The sequence below is a fragment of the Pseudomonas sp. TE12508 genome (assembly GCF_056279485.1).
Map to the genome: position 1 here is coordinate 1 of NZ_JBWCCN010000028.1, position 18,812 is coordinate 18,812.

Annotated in this window: 16 protein-coding genes and 1 pseudogene; 6 read left to right on the forward strand and 11 right to left on the reverse strand. The window is 59.7% G+C overall.

Features of this window, described 5'->3' with window-relative positions; translation table 11 throughout:
- Both ACZ9IM_RS28695 and ACZ9IM_RS28700 read left to right on the forward strand, forming a co-directional pair.
- Positions 1-222 (forward strand): annotated as a pseudogene (locus ACZ9IM_RS28695) (hypothetical protein); the annotation flags it as partial.
- A 134-nt stretch (positions 223-356) separates the two neighbouring features.
- Positions 357-644: a DUF3509 domain-containing protein gene (locus tag ACZ9IM_RS28700; RefSeq protein WP_007897606.1), complete on the forward strand. Its 288-nt coding sequence runs from the start codon at positions 357-359 to the stop codon at positions 642-644.
- Positions 645-814: 170 nt separating this feature from the next.
- Here ACZ9IM_RS28700 and ACZ9IM_RS28705 read toward each other — a convergent pair whose 3' ends face one another.
- Entirely contained in the window at positions 815-1,741 is a 927-nt protein-coding gene (locus ACZ9IM_RS28705) for a TIGR02285 family protein (RefSeq protein WP_427625672.1), read from the reverse strand.
- Positions 1,722-2,921 carry a CaiB/BaiF CoA transferase family protein gene (locus ACZ9IM_RS28710; protein ID WP_427625673.1) on the reverse strand — a complete coding sequence of 400 codons (1,200 nt, stop codon included), beginning with the start codon at positions 2,919-2,921 and terminating at the stop codon, positions 1,722-1,724. The genes ACZ9IM_RS28705 and ACZ9IM_RS28710 overlap by 20 nt, the downstream gene beginning before the upstream one ends.
- Before the next feature lie 146 nt (positions 2,922-3,067).
- Here ACZ9IM_RS28710 and ACZ9IM_RS28715 point away from each other — a divergent pair, with 146 nt between their 5' ends.
- The 3 genes from ACZ9IM_RS28715 (at position 3,068) to ACZ9IM_RS28725 (ending at position 6,848) form a co-directional block, all read left to right on the forward strand.
- Positions 3,068-3,610, forward strand: a complete 543-nt coding sequence (locus ACZ9IM_RS28715; protein ID WP_095631726.1) for a YaeQ family protein — start codon at positions 3,068-3,070, stop codon at positions 3,608-3,610.
- Between the two features lie 63 nt (positions 3,611-3,673).
- The gene (recJ, locus tag ACZ9IM_RS28720; RefSeq protein WP_427625674.1) at positions 3,674-5,383 is read left to right on the forward strand and encodes a single-stranded-DNA-specific exonuclease RecJ; all 1,710 of its coding nucleotides are present in this window, start codon (positions 3,674-3,676) and stop codon (positions 5,381-5,383) included.
- 358 nt (positions 5,384-5,741) lie between these two features.
- Positions 5,742-6,848 carry an NADH:flavin oxidoreductase/NADH oxidase gene (locus tag ACZ9IM_RS28725; protein ID WP_427625675.1) on the forward strand — a complete coding sequence of 369 codons (1,107 nt, stop codon included), beginning with the start codon at positions 5,742-5,744 and terminating at the stop codon, positions 6,846-6,848.
- 210 nt (positions 6,849-7,058) lie between these two features.
- On the opposite strand, the gene ACZ9IM_RS28730 is transcribed toward ACZ9IM_RS28725, so the two are convergent.
- Positions 7,059-8,684 carry a glucan biosynthesis protein D gene (locus ACZ9IM_RS28730; protein WP_427625676.1) on the reverse strand — a complete coding sequence of 542 codons (1,626 nt, stop codon included), beginning with the start codon at positions 8,682-8,684 and terminating at the stop codon, positions 7,059-7,061.
- 412 nt (positions 8,685-9,096) lie between these two features.
- On the opposite strand from ACZ9IM_RS28730, the gene ACZ9IM_RS28735 reads away from it, so the two are divergent.
- On the forward strand, positions 9,097-9,282 hold the full coding sequence (locus ACZ9IM_RS28735) for a hypothetical protein (RefSeq protein WP_123498061.1): 186 nt from the start codon (positions 9,097-9,099) through the stop codon (positions 9,280-9,282).
- Positions 9,283-9,353: 71 nt separating this feature from the next.
- Here ACZ9IM_RS28735 and ACZ9IM_RS28740 read toward each other — a convergent pair whose 3' ends face one another.
- From ACZ9IM_RS28740 to ACZ9IM_RS28775, 8 genes are all read right to left on the reverse strand, one after another.
- Complete coding sequence (locus ACZ9IM_RS28740) at positions 9,354-9,860, reverse strand: BRO-N domain-containing protein (RefSeq protein ID WP_123498063.1); 507 nt, start codon at positions 9,858-9,860, stop codon at positions 9,354-9,356.
- Positions 9,861-10,324: 464 nt separating this feature from the next.
- A complete protein-coding gene (locus ACZ9IM_RS28745) occupies positions 10,325-11,749 on the reverse strand; it encodes a gamma-aminobutyraldehyde dehydrogenase (protein ID WP_063342604.1) in 1,425 nt (474 codons plus the stop codon).
- Positions 11,750-11,924: 175 nt separating this feature from the next.
- Entirely contained in the window at positions 11,925-12,749 is an 825-nt protein-coding gene (locus ACZ9IM_RS28750) for an ABC transporter permease (protein WP_123498071.1), read from the reverse strand.
- Positions 12,739-13,686 carry an ABC transporter permease gene (locus tag ACZ9IM_RS28755; RefSeq protein WP_063342605.1) on the reverse strand — a complete coding sequence of 316 codons (948 nt, stop codon included), beginning with the start codon at positions 13,684-13,686 and terminating at the stop codon, positions 12,739-12,741. Before ACZ9IM_RS28755 ends, ACZ9IM_RS28750 begins: the two co-directional genes overlap by 11 nt.
- Before the next feature lies 1 nt (position 13,687).
- A complete protein-coding gene (locus ACZ9IM_RS28760) occupies positions 13,688-14,725 on the reverse strand; it encodes an ABC transporter ATP-binding protein (protein ID WP_476225699.1) in 1,038 nt (345 codons plus the stop codon).
- A gap of 190 nt (positions 14,726-14,915) precedes the next feature.
- Positions 14,916-16,067, reverse strand: a complete 1,152-nt coding sequence (gene ydcS, locus ACZ9IM_RS28765; protein ID WP_476225700.1) for a putative ABC transporter substrate-binding protein YdcS — start codon at positions 16,065-16,067, stop codon at positions 14,916-14,918.
- A gap of 90 nt (positions 16,068-16,157) precedes the next feature.
- Positions 16,158-17,615 (reverse strand): gamma-aminobutyraldehyde dehydrogenase, encoded by a 1,458-nt coding sequence (locus ACZ9IM_RS28770; protein WP_476225701.1) that lies wholly within the window; start codon positions 17,613-17,615, stop codon positions 16,158-16,160.
- Between the two features lie 129 nt (positions 17,616-17,744).
- On the reverse strand, positions 17,745-18,659 hold the full coding sequence (locus ACZ9IM_RS28775; protein ID WP_476225702.1) for a LysR family transcriptional regulator: 915 nt from the start codon (positions 18,657-18,659) through the stop codon (positions 17,745-17,747).
- Positions 18,660-18,812: the final 153 nt, after the last annotated feature.

Genomic DNA, 18,812 nt, shown 5'->3' on the forward strand with positions numbered 1-18,812 from the left:
GGCGAAATCTCCCACGGATCTGTACTGCGTCAACAGTCAGAATCGGGCTTTGTCCCTCCTCCTCCCTTCAAGTCCCAGCATACAAGCGGGCTTGCTCGCGAAGAGGGAGTGTCAGTCGACATTAATATTGCCTGGCACACCGCCTTCGCGAGCAAGCCCGCTCCCACAGGTTCTGCATCTGGCATTAAGCATGAATCAGCTGTTTTTTTACTGTCATCTTGACCGTGCATGCTCTATCTACCAGAGGCGCCGGTGCGCCTGCCGTTGGAATCCAGAACTTTCTTCTCGGGCCTGTGGTCATCTACTGTGGACACACCCCAGGCACTTTGTTTTCGGACTATTGAGTGGTGATCGAGATGGAAAGTATCAGTCTATTGCTCGGTGAGGCTCTAAGCCCGTATCAGGTCACGTTGACCCCATCGGGTGCCCATGGCGAATGTCTGGTGACACTGAAAAGTGCTAGCGGCGCTACGGTGGTCGAACGGACGTTCAATCAGGCCCAGTTAACCGATAAACGTCTGCTGACGGATGTCGTCGACGGGCTGCACCGTGACGTGCTGATCGCTGAAGGACGCCTGGAGCCCTGTGTCATCGCGGCGTTGCGCAATGCTGCGCAGGACAAGATCCTGGCCAGCCGAAATTGAATTGTTTTTTGTGGGAACCTTCCTGCGCCAAGGTCAGTCAGACCATGTAACAGCAGGATCAAGCATTGTGCTCCGGTGCTTGTAGCTTGTTGCTACTGGTCTTTATGTAGGCCACGTTTAACCCCGAGTCGTCTCCCCACTTCTCGGGGTTTCTTTTTGTCTGCGATTTGTCACTGCGCGGCCTGACGCTCGAAAAAGGCCCTGGTTTCTTCCAGGTAGTCCTTGCGTCTTTGCGGATCGAGCCAGTCGGCGTACAGCGGGTCCAGGCGCTCGCGGGGCAGGGCGCGCAATAGCTGATTGATTTCACTGATTGCCTGTCGCCCCTGGGGCGTATTCGAGCAACCGATGTACCCGGACAAGTATTTGCCCGTGCCTTTGACCGGATAAAACTCTAACTGATCGTCGGCAATATGTTCCTGACGAGCCTGATAGCGGATTTCCGGCCAGTAACCCAAGACCACCTGCAAACGACCCAGGCGCTGCATCTGCAACAGACTGCCGAGGGCGTTGTTGCCGTAGTGGGGCATCAGCGCGCCGGGCGGCGCCTGTTGCAGCAGTGTGTCAAGGAACTGACCGTAACGGCGCTCGGCCACTACACCGACTTTCTCTCGACGGCTGGCCAACAGTGCTGCCAAATCGACTTCATCGCCAAAGAGAAAGGGCTCCAACACCGACCGATCTTCACGTCGAATCACCAGCCCATTGCTGACCGCCCGGAAGGCCGGAATGGAAAAGGCGATCCATTGTTCGCGCTCCTTGCTCCAGATCAGCGACGGGTCGCAGGTGAAGGATTCTTCATGGAGCATTTGCATGCCGCGGGCGCGATTGACCCGCATCAGGGTGTGTTCGTACTGCGGCATGCCGGCGATCAACAGCGGCATCAGTTGATCGATAACCCCCTGGCCTTTTTTCGGGCCTTCGAAGATCGTCACGGGCGGCAGATCGCGCAGCAGCCAGAGCAAATGCTCTTTAGGTTGCGCCAGGGCCGGGGACATCAGCCCCGCCAACAGCCCGAGCACCGCCAGCACACGCCCGATGCCGGCGTAATCGATTGCGGATGAAAGCAGGCGCTTCAGCTTAAATGGCCCCGTCTTCACGCAACCGTGCGATCTGTGCCGGGTCGTAGCCAAGGTCGTGGAGTACTTGCGCATTGTGTTCACCCAGCTGCGGCCCGACCCATTCGGAGCTGCCGGGCGTCTCAGAGAGTTTTGGCACAATGCCGGGCATCTTGAAGTCCTTGCCGTCGGGCAGCTTGGCTTGCAAGAACATTTCCCGGGCCAGGTACTGCGGATCGCTGAACATGTCTTCGGCACTGAAGATCCGGCTGGCCGGAACGTCGGCCTGGTTCAGTTGCTCGATCACCGCGTCCAGCGGCAGTGAGTTGACCCAGCGATCAATCACTCCGTAAATCTCGTCGCGACGGCTGTCGCGTCCGTCGTTGCTGGCCAGCACAGGGTCGTTGGCCAGGTCTTCGCGACCGATGATCAGCATGAAACGCTTGAAGATCGCATCGCCGTTGGCGCCGATCTGCACGTGTTTGCCATCAGCGCTGGTATGGATAGAGGAGGGCGTGATGCCCGGCATGATGTTGCCGGTGCGTTCGCGGATGAAGCCGAACACGTCGAACTCCGGGACCATGCTTTCCATCATGGCGAAGATCGCTTCGTACAACGCCACGTCCACCACTTGCCCCAAGCCGCCGTTGACCTCGCGATGCCGCAAGGCCATCAGTGCGCCGATCACGCCCCAGAGCGCGGCAATCGAATCGCCGATGGAAATCCCGGTGCGCACCGGCGGCCGGTCCTCGAACCCGGTGATGTAGCGCAGGCCGCCCATGGACTCACCGACCGCGCCGAAGCCTGGCTGATCTTTCATCGGCCCGGTCTGGCCAAAGCCCGAAAGCCGCACCATCACCAGTTTCGGGTTCAGTGCATGCAAGACGTCCCAGCCCAGGCCAAGCTTTTCCAGCACGCCGGGGCGAAAATTCTCGATCAAAATGTCCGCTTCGCTGAGCAGCTGTTTGAGAATCGCCAAGCCATCCGGGTGTTTCAGGTTCAGGGTCAAAGACTTCTTGTTACGCGCCTGAACAAACCACCACAGCGAAGTGCCTTCATACAACTTGCGCCATTTGCGCAGCGGATCGCCGCCGTCCGGGGACTCGATCTTGATCACTTCGGCGCCGAACTCGCCGCAAATACGCGAGGCAAACGGCCCGGCAATCAACGTACCCAATTCGATGACTTTCAGACCGGAGAGCGGTTTGTTGGAAAACGGCATGCTGAATCCTGTAGGACAAAGGCTGAGCGGATACAGAGTTTTAACATAGGCCGACGTCCATCGCCCAAAGTTGATGCCTTCAATTCGTTGATTGCCTGTTGCATCGGTTAGACTTGCCGCCTTTCCTCGTATCAAGAAGCCCGTTCATGGCCCAGCCGTCCACGACCTACAAGTTTGAACTGAACCTCACCGACCTCGACCGCAGCGTCTACGAGAACGTGAAGCAGACCATCGCCCGTCACCCTTCGGAAACCGAAGAGCGCATGACCGTGCGGCTGCTGGCCTACGCCTTCTGGTACAACGAACAGCTGTCCTTCGGTCGCGGTCTGTCAGACGTGGATGAGCCAGCGCTGTGGGAAAAGAGCCTGGATGATCGTGTCCTGCACTGGATCGAAGTCGGTCAGCCAGACGCCGATCGCCTGACCTGGTGCTCGCGCCGCACCGAGCGCACCAGCCTGCTGGCTTACGGCAGCCTGCGGGTCTGGGAAACCAAAGTGATCCCGGCGATCAAAAACCTGAAAAACGTTCACATCGCCGCTGTGCCTCAGGACGTGCTGGAAACCCTGGCCAAGGACATGCCGCGCGTTATCAAGTGGGATGTGATGATCAGCGAAGGAACGATTTTCGTCACCGACGACCGTGGTCAGCACGAAGTGCAGTTGCAATGGCTGAGCGGTGAGCGCGGCTGATTCGCCACTGAACCGCGTTACCCGGTTTTATCCTACGTATTCAAGAGAAGCACCTGTCACCCCATGCGCATCGAACCTCGCCTGTTGCCCGACACCCTGCCGTTCCTCGGTGATATTCCACCACTGCTGACCCGCCTTTACGCGGCGCGGGGCGTGCAGTCCGAGGCTGAACTGGACAAGAGCCTGGCGCGGTTGATTCCGTATCAACAGCTCAAAGGCATCGATGCGGCGGTAGATTTGCTGGTGACGGCGCTGGAGCAACGTCAGCGGATACTGATCGTCGGCGACTTCGACGCCGACGGGGCGACGGCCAGTACCGTGGGCATGCTGGGGTTGCGTCTGTTGGGCGCGGCGCATGTCGACTATCTGGTGCCGAACCGGTTCGAGTATGGCTATGGCCTGACGCCGGAGATCGTCGAGGTGGCGCTGACCCGTGAGCCGCACCTGCTGATCACCGTGGACAACGGCATCTCCAGCGTCGAAGGCGTGGCAGCGGCGAAAAAGGCCGGGCTCAAGGTGCTGGTCACCGATCACCACTTGCCCGGCGATGAACTGCCGTTGGCCGATGCCATCGTCAATCCGAACCAGCCGGGTTGCGAGTTTCCGAGCAAAGCCCTGGCCGGAGTCGGGGTGATCTTCTATGTACTGATGGCCCTGCGCGCGCGCTTGCGCAGCCTGGGTTGGTACGAGAGCAAGCCGCAGCCGAACATTGGCGAGCTGCTGGACCTGGTGGCACTGGGCAGCGTCGCCGACGTGGTGCCGCTGGATGCCAACAACCGGATTCTGGTGCATCAGGGCCTGGAGCGGATTCGTGCCGGGCGCGCGCGGCCGGGAATCAAGGCGATCCTTGAAGTGGCCAAGCGCGACCATTCGCGCATCACCTCCACTGATCTTGGCTTCATCCTCGGCCCGCGTCTGAACGCTGCAGGGCGTCTGGATGACATGAGCCTGGGCATCGAATGCCTGCTCACCGAAGACACGGGTGCTGCCCGTGAAATGGCTGCTCAGCTGGATGGCATGAACCAGGACCGCAAATCCATCGAGCAGGGCATGCAGCGTGAGGCGCTGGCCCAGCTCAAGGATTTACCGGTGGAGTCGATGCCGTTCGGTCTGTGCCTGTTCGATCCCGAGTGGCACCAGGGCGTCATCGGAATCCTCGCCTCTCGTATGAAAGAGCGCTATTTCCGTCCGACCATTGCCTTTGCCGATGCCGGCGATGGCCTGCTCAAGGGCTCGGGGCGTTCGGTTCAGGGCTTTCATATTCGCGACGCTTTGAGCGTGGTCGCGGCGCAGCATCCGAATCTGATCAGCAAATACGGCGGCCACGCCATGGCGGCAGGCCTGACGTTGCCGGAAGCGAATTTTCCGTTATTTGCCGAGGCCTTTGACGTTGAAGTGCGTAGGCAACTGCGCGAAGAAGACCTGACCGGGCGCCTGCTGTCGGACGGTACGTTGGCGGTCGAAGAATTTCACTTGGAACTGGCCCGCGCCCTGCGCCACGCCGGGCCTTGGGGGCAACACTTCCCGGAGCCGCTGTTTCATGGGGTGTTCCAGTTGGTCGAGCAGCGGGTGGTCGGCGAACGGCACCTCAAAGTGGTGCTGAAAAGTGAATGCGGTTCGGTGAAGCTTGACGGCATTGCCTTCGGTATCGACCGTGATATCTGGCCGAATCCGACCATCAAGTGGGTTGAATTGGCTTACAAGCTCGACCTTAACGAGTTCCGTGGGAACGAGACCGTTCAGTTGATGATTGCCCACATCGAACCGCGATAACGGCACGATGCCTTTGTGGCGAGGGGGCTTGCCCCCGTTCGGCTGCGAAGCAGTCGTAGCGCATTCGGTGTGGTTTGTCTGAAGGGACTCGATTACAAGTTTCAGGGCCGCTTCGCAGCCCAACGGGGGCAAGCCCCCTCGCCACAGGTATCACCCGGACCTCAAATTTGGGTGTTTCATTTCTTGAACCCTCCCTCATCCCGCGAAGTCGACTAGTCTCTAAGCACTGCTTGATTATCCTTGTGACGTCTTGTCGAATTTTTTGCCCGCGGGGGCGGGTGCTGCACTCTTTTTCCTGTCACTCGTCGACTATTCAAACAGAACCCTGGAGCCTGCCCACTGATTCGAGAGGTGCCCCATGAGTCTGCTGCTTGAACCCTATACCCTTCGTCAATTGACCCTGCTTAACCGCATCGCGGTATCCCCGATGTGCCAGTACTCCAGCGTCGATGGGCTGGCCAATGACTGGCATCTGGTCCACCTCGGCAGCCGTGCTATCGGCGGCGCTGGTCTGGTGTTCACCGAAGCCACGGCGGTCACCGCCGACGGGCGGATTACCGCCCAGGACCTCGGCCTCTGGAATGATCAACAGATCGAACCCTTGCAACGTATTACGCGCTTCATCGCCGCCCAAGGCGCCGTTGCCGGCATCCAGTTGGCGCACGCCGGGCGCAAGGCCAGTACGCATCGGCCGTGGCTCGGCAAGCATGGCAGCGTCAAGCCGGAAGATGGCGGCTGGACCCCGGTCGGCCCTTCGCCGATCGCTTTTGACCCCCAGCACACACCACCCAAGCAGCTCGATGAGGGCGAGATCGCTGGCGTCATTCAGGCCTTCGTCGATTCGGCCAAACGGGCGCTGACCGCCGGTTTCAAAGTGGTCGAAGTACACGCCGCCCACGGTTACCTGTTGCACCAATTTCTTTCGCCCCTGAGCAATCAGCGGCGCGATCAGTACGGCGGTTCGTTCGAGAATCGAATTCGGCTGGTGCTGCAAGTCACCGAAGCGGTGCGTGCGGTGTGGCCTGAGGAGTTACCGGTGTTTGTGCGAGTGTCGGCCACCGATTGGGTGGAAGATGGCTGGAACCCCGACGAAACTGTGGAGCTGGCGCGACGCCTCAAAGATCTGGGCGTGGACCTGATCGATGTCTCATCGGGCGGGACGGCGGTAAACGCCGAGATTCCTACAGGCCCCGGTTATCAGACCCGTTTCGCCGAGCGCGTACGCAAGGAGTCAGGTATTGCCACTGGCACTGTAGGAATGATCACCGAACCGGCCCAGGCCGAGCACATTCTGCGTACCTGTCAGGCCGACATCATCTTCCTCGCCCGGGAACTGTTGCGTGATCCGTATTGGGCGCTGCATGCCGATGATGATCTGGGCGGGCACAAGGCTGTCTGGCCGGCGCAATACCAGCGGGCTACCCATCGCGACCAGCCGATTCATGAATCGGATTTGCGTGACTAGAAGGCCGCTGTAAAAACCAAAAAGCCCCGGTCGTGTTGACCAGGGCTTTTTGATTTCTGGTTCGGGATGTTGGTCGGCGGTTCGGCCGTCTTCGCGAGCAAGCCCGCTCCCACAGTTGATCTTTGTCGTACACAAAATATGTGTCTCATGGAGATCCAATGTGGGAGCGGGCTTGCTCGCGAAGGGGCCATTTCAGACCCCGACTAACTCTCAGGTGTACTTACGCTTTTCCGGCGCTGGCGGGAAGTACTGGTACAACCAGGTTTCACTCAACGTCCGGTCATTGGTGCGAATGAACAACCGCAGCTCCACCGGGGCCACGCTGTCATTGGTCGGGTACCAGTCGAAGGTAATGCGGTAGCCCTTGATGTCATCGAGCACCAACACGTTGAAGTCCTTCACCTGGCCATTCGAGCAGGTCACCACCGGCTCGATCCCCGCGCCTTCGGGCAAGCGGTCCAGTCCGCCGCCGGTGAAGTCCACGGCAAAGCGTCGTGCCCAGACCTCTGGGTAATGCTCGCCCGGCGCCCAGCCTTCAATGAAACCGCCCATGCCCGAACGGGTAGCGTTGACCCGCGCCAGAGGCGTACTCACCGGTGGCAGGGAGCTCCAATAGAGCTTGTAGCCGTAATTGAGGGAGTCCCCGGCCGCGACCGGTTTTTTCGGCGTCCAGAACGCAACGATGTTATCCAGGGTTTCGCCGGTTGTAGGAATTTCCAGCAAATCGATAGAGCCTTCGCCCCAAGCGGTTGTAGGCTCTACCCACAGACTCGGGCGCTTGCTGTACCAGTCGACGGTGTCTTGATAATTGGCGAACTCGTGATCGGTCTGCACCAGGCCGAAACCTTTAGGGTCGGTGTCGGCAAAGGCATTGAATTGCAGGGTGGCCGGGTTGTTCAGCGGGCGGCAGATCCATTCGCCGTTGCCGCGCCACATCGCCAGGCGATCAGAGTCGTGGATTTGCGGGTGAATGGTGTCGCACATGCGCCGTTCGTGAGTGCCGCAGCTGAACATGCTGGTCATCGGTGCGATGCCCAGTTGCTCGATGGCGGTGCGGGCATTGACGTGGGCGTCGACCTCCATCACCACACGCTCGGCCTGGCAATCGATGTCAAAACGGTAGGCGCCAGTGGCGCTCGGCGAATCGAGCAGGGCGTAAACCACGAAACGGGTGCTGTCCTTGTCTGGTGTCTCGAACCAGAACTTGGTGAAGTCCGGAAACTCTTCACGCTTCTTGGCGTACGTATCGATCGCCAGGCCGCGGGCCGACAACCCGTACTGGCCGGTGGCATCCACCGCGCGGAAATAGCTGGCGCCGAGGAACGACAACACGTCGTGCTTATCCAGTTCCGGGGCCTTGAACAGCTTGAACCCGGAAAAACCCAAGTCGCCTTTGAGCTGTTTAGTGTCGACGGTAGTTTTTTCGTAGTTGAACAGCGACGGGCGGAAATGCACCTCGCGCGCCAGTCGAGTCTTGGGATCGACGCTGTACATGCGCACCGGTTGCTTGAAACCCATGCCGACGTGGAAAAACTGCACGTCCAGCTGACCTTTCAAGTCCTTCCACAGCGAGTGATTGCCGTCGTAGCGGATCGCGTTGAAGTTCTGCGGTGTCATGGTCGCCAGCGTCGGCGGCAGTACCTGTTTGGTGTCCTGATAAGGCTTGCCGGCGAGCTGTTTGGCCTGGCTCTTCAGCGCTTCGAAGTCGAACGCCACGGCGTCGCCATCAGCCGTGCTGCTGCCAGCCCAGGCGTGTGCGGTCAATAGGCCGGTGGCCGAAAGACCAGTGTAAGCCGCGATGGCCATGGAGGCTTTGAGCAAATTCCTGCGGTGCATAAGTACAACCTGTCGTGAACAATCCCGCGCCGTTCCTGGCACGTGCTGGATCAGAAATAACGGTTCGGACATGCCTTCGGCCAAACGCAACGGACTTTAGAGCAGATGCCAATAAGCTTAAACCGTTCAGTTGCAGAGCAAAAATGTTTGATGGCACCGCGACAGCGCAGCAATGAAACAAGACATGTCAGGTAACGTTTCTCACAACACTTTCTGATTTATAGGGCATATCTGCTTTTTTCGACTAATTACTCTAAAAACCGCTTTTCAGCGCCGATTTAATTTCTATTCTATGGGCATGACCGGTTTCGGCCCTTCAGGCCGGTGGGTTCAGCGCGTACAAGACGGCCGCTGAAAGTGATAGGGCGATGCGGTTTTGCAGTTTTCTCTGACGTATAGAAGGACATCGTCCATGTCGAAAGTACAAGGCATCACTGAAATATTAGGAATCTTTCCCTGGCTGACCACCGGTCGGCGAAGGCGTCGGCTCAGTTCGGAGGAGTTGAAGTTGGTGGAGCGGTATCGCGAGCTGTCGGAGAATGACCGGATTGCGATGCGGTATCTGGTGGATGCGATGCGCAGTGTTTCGCGGTTTTAACGGTAGGAGATCGAGTGATGTTGGAAAACCAGAGGGGCGGACTGTAAAAGTCCGTCCCTTTGTGCATCAGTTCAACGGCTACAAATCGTGAATGGCCGCTGTGCCTGCATCAGGTCAGGCATGTCCCGCCACTTGATCCAGGCCTGATGCTGCCAATGCAGCAGCGGCACAGAAACCCCAGCCCATTGCAACGAACTCAGGCTGGGAATGTTATCCACAGATGTCGCTTTCGAATCACGCAGCATTGGGATGACCTCGTTGCTCAGCCACTGGCGCAGGTTTCGGTTTTCCGGGACGAAATGATGAACGAGCAGGGCATACATCCCTGATTCGCTAACCATCAGTGACTCGGTCGTTTTGCCGTTCTTCAGCAGCCAGACATATTGGCGTTGATCAGGGTCGAGCTTCAGGGTGAGTCGTTGGTCCATCGGTCGACCCATCAGGCGACCGAGGTCCTGGACGCAGAACCAGGCTTGGTTGTCCTGCATGAAGGCGTGGAGGAAGCGATTGTGGCGGGTGAAGACAGTAGGAGTGTAATGAGGATGGATTTCAGAGGGATTTAGCGTGTGCTCAAGCATTTTTCGACTCCATGTTGAAAAGGAAGCCGCCACTAATCCTTCGACAGATTGGGGTGGCGGACCGCGCGGCGTTCGAAGTCGGAACATTCTCGATCAACATGTAAGCCGAGAGGCCCGCGCCACACGGCCCACCATAAAGCGAAGCTGAAAGGCAAAAATTGCCCCAGTTCATATGGGGGCGCGGATGCGCCATGTTGATGATGTTCCGGCTTCGACCCCGGGTCGCTGATTTGGCAGCGACGAGGTAAAGCCTATCGTTCAGGCGCTCGCGGCGCCAAGTCTACTCTGGCGACGCTTGTTGTAGGAATCGTTGCCTTTTCTGGAAGGCTCTATCTGTAGGAATTTCCTGTTTTTGTACGAGGTGCAGGGAGACAGCGCCATTCGCGAGCAAGCCCGCTCTCACAGAGATTGCGCAAATCCTGTAGGAGCGAGCGGTGCGGCGATCCGACTTGCCCGCGAAGCTTTCAATGCTTGAACATCACGTGCCGCACAACGGTGTAATCCTCCAGCCCATACATCGACATGTCCTTCCCGTAACCAGACAGTTTCTGACCGCCATGGGGCATTTCGCTGACCAGCATGAAGTGGGTATTCACCCACGTGCAGCCGTATTGCAAGCGGGCGGACAGGCGATGCGCGCGGCCGACGTCCGTGGTCCAGACCGATGACGCCAGGCCGTAGTCTGAATCGTTGGCCCAGGCCAGCGCCTGCGCTTCATCGGTGAACCTGGTGACCGACACTACCGGCCCGAACACTTCGCGGCGCACGATCTCGTCGTCCTGTTGCACGTCGGCCAACACCGTTGGCTCAAAGAAGAAGCCATTGCCTTCCACCGCTTTGCCGCCAGTGATCAAACGGATGTGTGGTTGCGCCATGGCACGTTCGACCAACGCGGTCACGCGGTCGCGATGTTGTGCGCTGATCAACGGGCCAAGCTCCGTCGAGGGATCGTCCTGCAAGCCGTACTTGATACTGCTGACGGCCGCACCGAGCTTCTCGACGAACTGGTCGTAGATGCCTGCTTGCGCGTAAATACGGCAGGCGGCGGTGCAATCCTGACCAGCGTTGTAGAAACCGAAGGTGCGAATGCCTTCCACGGCGGCGTCGATGTCCGCATCGTCGAAGATGATCACCGGTGCCTTGCCGCCCAGTTCCATGTGCAGGCGTTTGACGTTGCCGGCGGTGCTGGAAATGATGTTCGAGCCAGTGGCGATCGAGCCGGTCAGCGACACCATGCGCACTTTCGGATGATTGACCAGTGCGGTACCGACTGCAGAACCACGGCCGTACACCAGATTAAGTACACCGGCCGGGAAGATGTCCGACGCCAGTTCTGCCAGGCGCAGGGCGGTCAGCGGGGTTTGCTCCGACGGCTTGAGCACCACGGTATTACCGGCGGCCAGGGCCGGGGCGATTTTCCAGGCGACCATCATCAGCGGGTAGTTCCACGGCGCGATGGAGGCAATGACGCCCACCGGGTCGCGGCGGATCATTGAGGTGTGGCCGGGCAGGTATTCCCCTCCCAGCGCGCCGCTCATGCAACGGTTGGCGCCGGCGAAAAAACGGAACACGTCGGCAATCGCCGGAATCTCGTCGTTCAGCGCGGCGCTGTAGGGTTTGCCGCAATTGTCCGACTCCAGTTTGGCCAGCTCTTCGCCATGGGCTTCGATGATGTCGGCGAGTTTGAGCAGCAGCAACGAGCGTTCTTTCGGCGTGGTTTGCGACCAGGCTTGGAAGGCGTTGTCGGCGGCCCGCACGGCGGCGTCGACCTGGGCTTCGCTGGCTTCGTTGATTTCTACCAGCACACGGCCCAGGGCCGGGTTGAACACGGCTTGGGCGGGGCCGTCGCCATTGACGAGTTGGCCGTTGATCAAGAGTTTGGTTTGCATGGCTATGTCCTCATCGAAGCTGCTTATGTGTTCCTGCTGAAACCGGCCCCCTGTGGGAGCGGGTTTGCCCGCGATGACTGACTGACATTCAACTGAAATGTCGACTGTAAGACCGCTATCGCGGGCAAGCCCGCTCCCACAGGATCCGGTTTCCACCTTGGAAATGAGTTGTCCGTTATTTCCCGCCACTGCCCGCAACGCTTTCCCCGCCCCGGGTCAGGTAATAAGCGCCGAGGATCGGCAACATGGTCACCATCATCACCAGCATCGCGACGACGTTGGTGACCGGCACGTCCCGTGGGCGGCTGAGCTGGTTGAGCAGCCACAGTGGCAAGGTGCGTTCATGGCCGGCGGTGAAGGTGGTGACGATGATTTCGTCGAACGACAGCGCAAACGCCAGCATGCCACCGGCCAGCATCGCCGAGCCGAGGTTCGGCAGGACGATGTAGCGGAAGGTCTGCCAGCCGTCGGCGCCGAGGTCCATCGAGGCCTCAATCAAACTGTATGAAGTGCGGCGCAAGCGGGCGATGACGTTGTTGTAGACGATCACCACGCAGAAGGTCGCGTGGCCGACGATGATGGTGAACATCCCCGGTTCGATCCCTAGCGTTTTGAACGTCGCCAGCAGCGCGATCCCGGTGATGATCCCGGGCAGGGCAATCGGCAGGATCAGCATCAGCGAGATGCCTTGCTTGCCGAAGAAGTCCCGCCGGTACAACGCCGCCGACGCAAGAGTGCCCAGGACCAGCGCAATCAATGTGGCGACCGCCGCGATTTGTAACGACAGCTTGATCGCTTCCAGCACGTCGGGCCGGGAGAACGCCACGCCGATCCACTTCAGGGTGAAGCCCTTGGGCGGAAAGCTGAACGCCGCGTCTTCAGTGTTGAAGGCGTAAAGGAAGATGATCAGGATCGGGAAGTGCAAGAACACCAACCCGCCCCAGGCAGCGATGCGCAGGCCCAGGGATGCCCGATCTTGAGATGAAGTATCAGAGCGCATCGAAAGCCCCCAGACGTTTGACGATGGACAGGTAAATGGCGATCAGCACGATCGGCACCAGCGTGAAGGCCGCCGCCATCGGCATATTGCCGATCGCTCCTTGCTGGGCGTAGACCATGCTGCCAATGAAGTAACCCGGCGGGCCCACCAGTTGCGGCACGATGAAGTCGCCCAGGGTCAGGGAAAAGGTGAAGATCGAACCGGCGGCGATGCCCGGAATCGACAGCGGCAGAATCACTTGCATGAAGGTCTGACGCGGCTTGGCACCAAGGTCCGCCGAGGCTTGCAGCAAGGACGGCGGCAGGCGTTCCAGTGAGGCCTGGATCGGCAGGATCATGAACGGCAGCCAGATGTAGACGAACACCATGAACCGCCCCAGATGCGAGGTCGACAAGGTGCTGCCGCCGACGCCCGGAATCCCGAGCACGAACTGCAACACCGGCTCCAGCCCCAGGTGCTGAACAAACCACTGGGCCACTCCGCCCTTGGCCAGCAGCAAAGTCCAGGCATACGCCTTGACGATGTAACTGGCCCACATTGGCATCATCACCGCGATGTAGAAAAACGCCTTGGTCTTGCCGCTGGTGTAGCGCGCCATGTAGTAGGCGATCGGGAACGCCACGACCGCACTGGCGATCGACACGACGACAGCCATGCTCAGGGTGCGCAGGATGATGTCGAAGTTCGACGGCTGGAACAGTGCGGTGAAATTCGCCAGGGTCAGGTCGGGCGTGACCGTCATGGTGAAGTCATCGAAGGTGTAGAAGCCTTGCCACAACAACGTCAACAGCGAACCGAGGTAGATCGCACCGAACCACAGCAGCGGCGGCACCAGCAGCAGCGACAGATACAGGTTCGGCCGCCGGTACAGCACGTTCGAAAACCGGCGCAACGGCGAGCCGCTGGCAGGGGTTTGAGGAGCGGCCACGCTGTTCATCTCATACCCCGCCCACAATATTGTCGTGCAGCGGAATCATCGCTTCGCGCGCCCAACGAGCGCTGATGCGTTGCCCGGTCTGGTGTTGCGTGCTGACATCCAGCCACTGAACGTTGGCCTGGCTGATGTTCAACGTCTGGCCGTTTTCCAGTTTCAGTTCATAGCGGGTGGCGCTGCCTTGGTACTGGATGTCGTGCAGCAGGCCGCTGACTTCGATTTCATGGCTGGCCAACGGACCTTCGGCGAAACGCACGTGTTCCGGGCGGATCGAAAACGGCTGTGGATTGCCGCTCAACTGCTGCGCCAGATCGCCGCGAATCACGTTGGACGTGCCGACGAATTCGGCGACGAACGTGGTTGCCGGTTTCATGTACAGGTTGCGCGGCGTGTCGACCTGTTCGATGCGGCCCTTGTTGAACACGGCCACGCGGTCGGACATCGACAGCGCTTCGGTCTGGTCGTGAGTGACGAAGATAAACGTGATGCCGAGCTGGCGTTGCAGCTTCTTCAGCTCGCCTTGCATTTGCTCGCGCAGTTTCAGATCGAGGGCGCCCAAGGGTTCGTCGAGCAACAACACACGCGGGCGATTGACCAACGCGCGGGCCAGGGCCACACGCTGGCGCTGGCCGCCGGAGAGTTGCACCGGTTTACGCTCGCCGTAGCCGCCGAGGGCGACCATATCGAGGGCTTCTTCGGCGCGTTTCTGGCGTTCGGACTTGCCGACACCTTTGACTTTCAAACCGTAGGCGACGTTGTCGAGTACGTTCATGTGCGGGAACAACGCGTAGTCCTGGAACACAGTATTCACGTCACGCTGATACGGCGGTAACCCCGCAGCTTCGGCGCCGTGAATACGGATGGAACCCGCGCTTGGTTGTTCGAAACCGGCGATCAGGCGCAGGCAGGTGGTTTTGCCCGAGCCGGAGGGGCCCAGCATGGAAAAGAACTCGCCGTCCTGGATATCGATGGAAACCCGGTCAACGGCCTTCACCTCGCCGAACTGCCGGGAAACGTTGGTGAACTGGACTGCAAGCGTCATGGTGCGGAGCTCCAAAAAGGCGAGGATTGTCACAGTGGCCTTGCCTGGACTTCTGAAATCTTCATTGATGATCGTTCCCACGCTCCGCGTGGGAATGCAGCCCGTGACGCTCTGCGTCAGCTCTGCGCGAATGGACGCGGAGCGTCCGTTGATGCATTCCCACGCAGAGCGTGGGAACGATCAGTTGGTGTTAGCGACCACCCATAATCGCAATGTAATCCTGGGTCCAGCGGCTATAAGGCACAAACTTGCCGCCTTCAGCCTGCGGAGTTTTCCAGAAGGCGATCTTTTCGAACTGGTCGAAACCGTTGGTCTTGCAACCCTCGGCGCCCAGCAGTTCGCTTGCCTTACACCCCGCCGGAACCGCCGGCAATGAGCCGAACCAGGCGGACACATCGCCCTGGACCTTCGGCGTGAGCGACCAGTCCATCCACTTGTAGGCACAGTTCGGATGCTTGGCCTCGGCGTGCAGCATGGTGGTATCGGCCCATCCGGTGGCGCCTTCTTTCGGGATGGTCGAGGCGATCGGCTGTTTCTCGTTCATCAGGCCGTTGACCTGATAGGGCCAGGCGCTGGCAGCCACCACGCCTTCGTTCTTGAAGTCACTCATCTGCACGGTGGTGTCGTGCCAGTAGCGATGGATCAACTTTTGCTGGGCGCGCAGCAGGTCGAGAACGGCCTTGTACTGTTTTTCGTCGAGCAGGTAAGGATCCGTGATGCCCAGTTCCGGCTTGGCGGTTTTCAGGTACAGCGCCGCGTCGGCGATGTAGATCGGGCCGTCATACGCTTGCACGCGGCCCTTGTTGGATTTGCCGTCAGGCAGCTTCTGCTCTTCGAACAGCACCCCCCAACTGGTAGGTGGCTGCGTGAACACCTTGGTGTTGTACATCAACACGTTCGGGCCCCATTGATAGGGAGTGCCGTAAGTCTGGTTGTTGACCACATACCACGGCGCATCCTTGAGGCGCGGATCGAGATTTTTCCAGTTGGGAATCAATGCGGTATTGATCGGTTGCACACGTTTGCCGGCGATCAGACGGAGGGAGGCGTCGCCGGACGCCGTCACCAGGTCGTAACCGCCCTTGGCCATCAGGCTGACCATTTCATCGGACGTGCCGGCCGTCTTGACGTTGACCTTGCAGCCGGTTTCCTTCTCGAAGCCGGTCACCCAGTCGTAGGTCTTGTCGGTTTCGCCCCGTTCGATATAGCCGGGCCAGGCGACGATATCCAGCTGACCTTCGCCGGCACCGACGGCTTTCAGCGGCTCGGCGGCCTGCAGGCTGGCGCTGGCCAGCAGTGCCGTGGTGATTGCACTGAGCAGTGCGGTCTTGTGCACAAGCATGGTGAACCCTCTTCTTTAAATTATGGTCGGGGCAGTTCTGAACGGGGTGAAGCCAATGCCGTTATGGCTAATTGTTAGCGTAGTGCGCTTTTATAAATGCTGTCCGTGACGGGCCATGATGTGGCGCACCACGCTGTAGTCCTGCAGCGAATCACTGGATAAGTCTTTGCCATAGCCCGAGCGCTTCAGGCCGCCATGGGGCATTTCGCTGACCAGCATGAAATGGCTGTTGATCCAGGTGCAGCCGTACTGCAAACGCGCTGCGACCTGCATGGCTTTGTCGAGATTCTGGGTCCAGACCGAGGAGGCGAGGCCGTATTCCGAGTCGTTGGCCCAGTCCACCGCTTGTTCGAGCTCATTGAAGCGGGTCACGGTGACCACCGGCCCGAACACTTCGCGCTGGACGATTTCATCGCTCTGTTTGCAACCGGCCAGCAAAGTGGGCTGGTAATAGAAGCCGGCACCGGAATGCACCGCCGCGCCGGTCACACGTTCGATGTGCGGCTGGCCGAGGGCACGCTCGACGAAACTGGCCACGCGGTCGCGCTGGCGAGTGCTGATCAGCGGGCCGATCTCGTTGTCGGCATCACGTTTACCGGCAAAACGCAGGCTGCCGACCGCTGCGCCGAGTTCCGCCACCAAGCGGTCATGAATCCCGGCCTGGGCATAAATCCGGCAGGCGGCGGTGCAGTCCTGGCCGGCGTTGTAATAGCCGTAGGTGCGCACGCCCTCGACCACCGCTTGAATATCCGCGTCGTTGCAGACGATCACCGGCGCCTTGCCGCCGAGTTCGAGGTGGGTGCGTTTCAGGGTTTTCGCCGCGGCCTGGAGGATTTTTTGCCCGGTGACGATATCGCCAGTCAGCGACACCATGCGCACTTTCGGGTGGCTGACCAAATGGCTGCCGACGCCTTCACCGCCACCGCAAATAATGTTGATCACCCCGCGCGGCAGGATCTCGGCGAGCGCCGGTGCCAACGCCAGAATCGACAGTGGCGTGTGTTCCGACGGTTTGAACACCAGCGTGTTGCCAGCGGCGAGGGCGGGGGCGATTTTCCAGGCGGCCATCATGATCGGGTAGTTCCACGGCGCAATCGATGCGACCACGCCAATCGGATCGCGACGGACCATGCTGGTGTAACCCGGCAAGTATTCGCCGCTGAGCTGGCCGGTCTGGCAACGCACGGCACCCGCGAAGAAACGGAACACATCGACCGTGGCGCTCAAATCGTCCTGACGTGCCAGGTGCAATGGCTTGCCGCAGTTCAGCGATTCGAGGCGGGCGAGCAGGTCGGCGTTTTTTTCAATGGCGTTGGCGATGTCCAGCAGCAGGTTCGAGCGCTGCTGCGGCGTGGTCCGCGACCAACTGGCAAAGGCGCGGTGGGCGGCGAGGATCGCGGTTTCAACCTGCTCGGTGCTGGCTTCGGCAATGTGCGTCAGCACTTCTCCGGTGGCCGGGTTGAGGATGGGTTCGACGAAACCCTGGCCCGCGACCAACTCGCCGTCGATCAACAACGCGGTGAACAACGGAGTCTGCGCGCCAGTCATTTTTCGGGTTCTCTTTTCTTGTGTGGCCATGGGATTCCCTGTGACTGGGCCCGGCCGTCTTATAGATGCCTCAAGACTAGTGGCCGGGCTTGTGGTCGACAAATACTAAATACTGAAGGTGGCGTTCGATTAAATAGATGGCTTGCGCCCGCCATGGGGTTGTTCGCGAGCGACGGTCAGGAACGGGTCCACCAGCGCGGGCCGGGCAGTGCCGCGACGCCACGCCAGACCGACATCGAGGGGCTGGCTCAGGTCGGCGATCGACCGCGCTTCGATGATGTCGCCCTCCAGGGACCACGGGCGGTAAGTCATGTCCGGCTGAATGGAAACGCCCAAGCCCGCGGCAACCAGGTTTCGTACCGCTTCCGTCGAGGCTGTTCGCAAGGTGATGCGCGGTTGCAGCGAGGCCGCCGACCACATGCGCTGGGCGTTGCGGTCCATTTCATCGACGTTCAGCTGAATCAGCGGCTCGCGAGCGACATCGGCGAGGTTGATGCTGTCGTGTTCCAGCAGCGGATGCTGGGCCGGTAGCCACAGTCGATGGGGCGAATGGGTCAACACTTCGGTCTGCAAGGCGTGGCGGTCTTCCAGATTGGAGAGGATCAGCACGCCCACATCAATTTCACCGCTGACCAGCAAATGCTCGATGTACGGCCGCTCATCTTCCATCACGCGTATTTCAACGTTGGGGTAAGCGCGCTGGAATCGGGTGAGCAAATCCGCCAGGTAATAACCGGCGACCAGGCTGGTCACGCCGATGATCAACTGCCCGGCAACCTGATCGGTGCTCTGTTGCAGGCTGCGTTTGGCATTGTCCACCGTGGCCAGAATCAGGTGTGCCTGACGCAGGAATTGATGCCCCTGGTGGGTCAGGGTCATGCCCTTGGCGTGGCGATTGAACAGGCCGACACCGATTTCCTGCTCCAGTTGCTGGATGGCCAGGGTCAGGGTGGACTGGGAAATGAAGGCGGTTTGCGCGGCGGCGGAGATCGAACCGGTCTCGGCCACGGCGATGAAGTGGCGGATCTGACGCAGGGTCATCATGGGGAATTACCGGGTGGGCGGTTTTTATCGATTCATCCGAGTGTATATCTTTTAAATCGATGGGTTGGTTTGTGCGGGGCGGGAGGGCAAACCCTCTACCGCTCGTCTGGAAAAAACCCCTACCTGTTAGTTCTGACAGTAGCCAACCCCTCC

Coding starts and splice junctions, on each gene's coding strand:
- ACZ9IM_RS28750 (WP_123498071.1), bottom strand. CDS start 12,749: ATGCGCTCTGATACTTCATCTCAAGATCGGGCATCCCTGGGCCTGCGC.
- ACZ9IM_RS28745 (WP_063342604.1), bottom strand. CDS start 11,749: ATGCAAACCAAACTCTTGATCAACGGCCAACTCGTCAATGGCGACGGC.
- ACZ9IM_RS28715 (WP_095631726.1), top strand. CDS start 3,068: ATGGCCCAGCCGTCCACGACCTACAAGTTTGAACTGAACCTCACCGAC.
- ACZ9IM_RS28770 (WP_476225701.1), bottom strand. CDS start 17,615: ATGACTGGCGCGCAGACTCCGTTGTTCACCGCGTTGTTGATCGACGGC.
- ACZ9IM_RS28730 (WP_427625676.1), bottom strand. CDS start 8,684: ATGCACCGCAGGAATTTGCTCAAAGCCTCCATGGCCATCGCGGCTTAC.
- ACZ9IM_RS28700 (WP_007897606.1), top strand. CDS start 357: ATGGAAAGTATCAGTCTATTGCTCGGTGAGGCTCTAAGCCCGTATCAG.
- ACZ9IM_RS28725 (WP_427625675.1), top strand. CDS start 5,742: ATGAGTCTGCTGCTTGAACCCTATACCCTTCGTCAATTGACCCTGCTT.
- ACZ9IM_RS28735 (WP_123498061.1), top strand. CDS start 9,097: ATGTCGAAAGTACAAGGCATCACTGAAATATTAGGAATCTTTCCCTGG.
- ACZ9IM_RS28710 (WP_427625673.1), bottom strand. CDS start 2,921: ATGCCGTTTTCCAACAAACCGCTCTCCGGTCTGAAAGTCATCGAATTG.
- ydcS (WP_476225700.1), bottom strand. CDS start 16,067: ATGCTTGTGCACAAGACCGCACTGCTCAGTGCAATCACCACGGCACTG.
- ACZ9IM_RS28755 (WP_063342605.1), bottom strand. CDS start 13,686: ATGAACAGCGTGGCCGCTCCTCAAACCCCTGCCAGCGGCTCGCCGTTG.
- ACZ9IM_RS28740 (WP_123498063.1), bottom strand. CDS start 9,860: ATGCTTGAGCACACGCTAAATCCCTCTGAAATCCATCCTCATTACACT.
- ACZ9IM_RS28775 (WP_476225702.1), bottom strand. CDS start 18,659: ATGATGACCCTGCGTCAGATCCGCCACTTCATCGCCGTGGCCGAGACC.
- ACZ9IM_RS28760 (WP_476225699.1), bottom strand. CDS start 14,725: ATGACGCTTGCAGTCCAGTTCACCAACGTTTCCCGGCAGTTCGGCGAG.
- recJ (WP_427625674.1), top strand. CDS start 3,674: ATGCGCATCGAACCTCGCCTGTTGCCCGACACCCTGCCGTTCCTCGGT.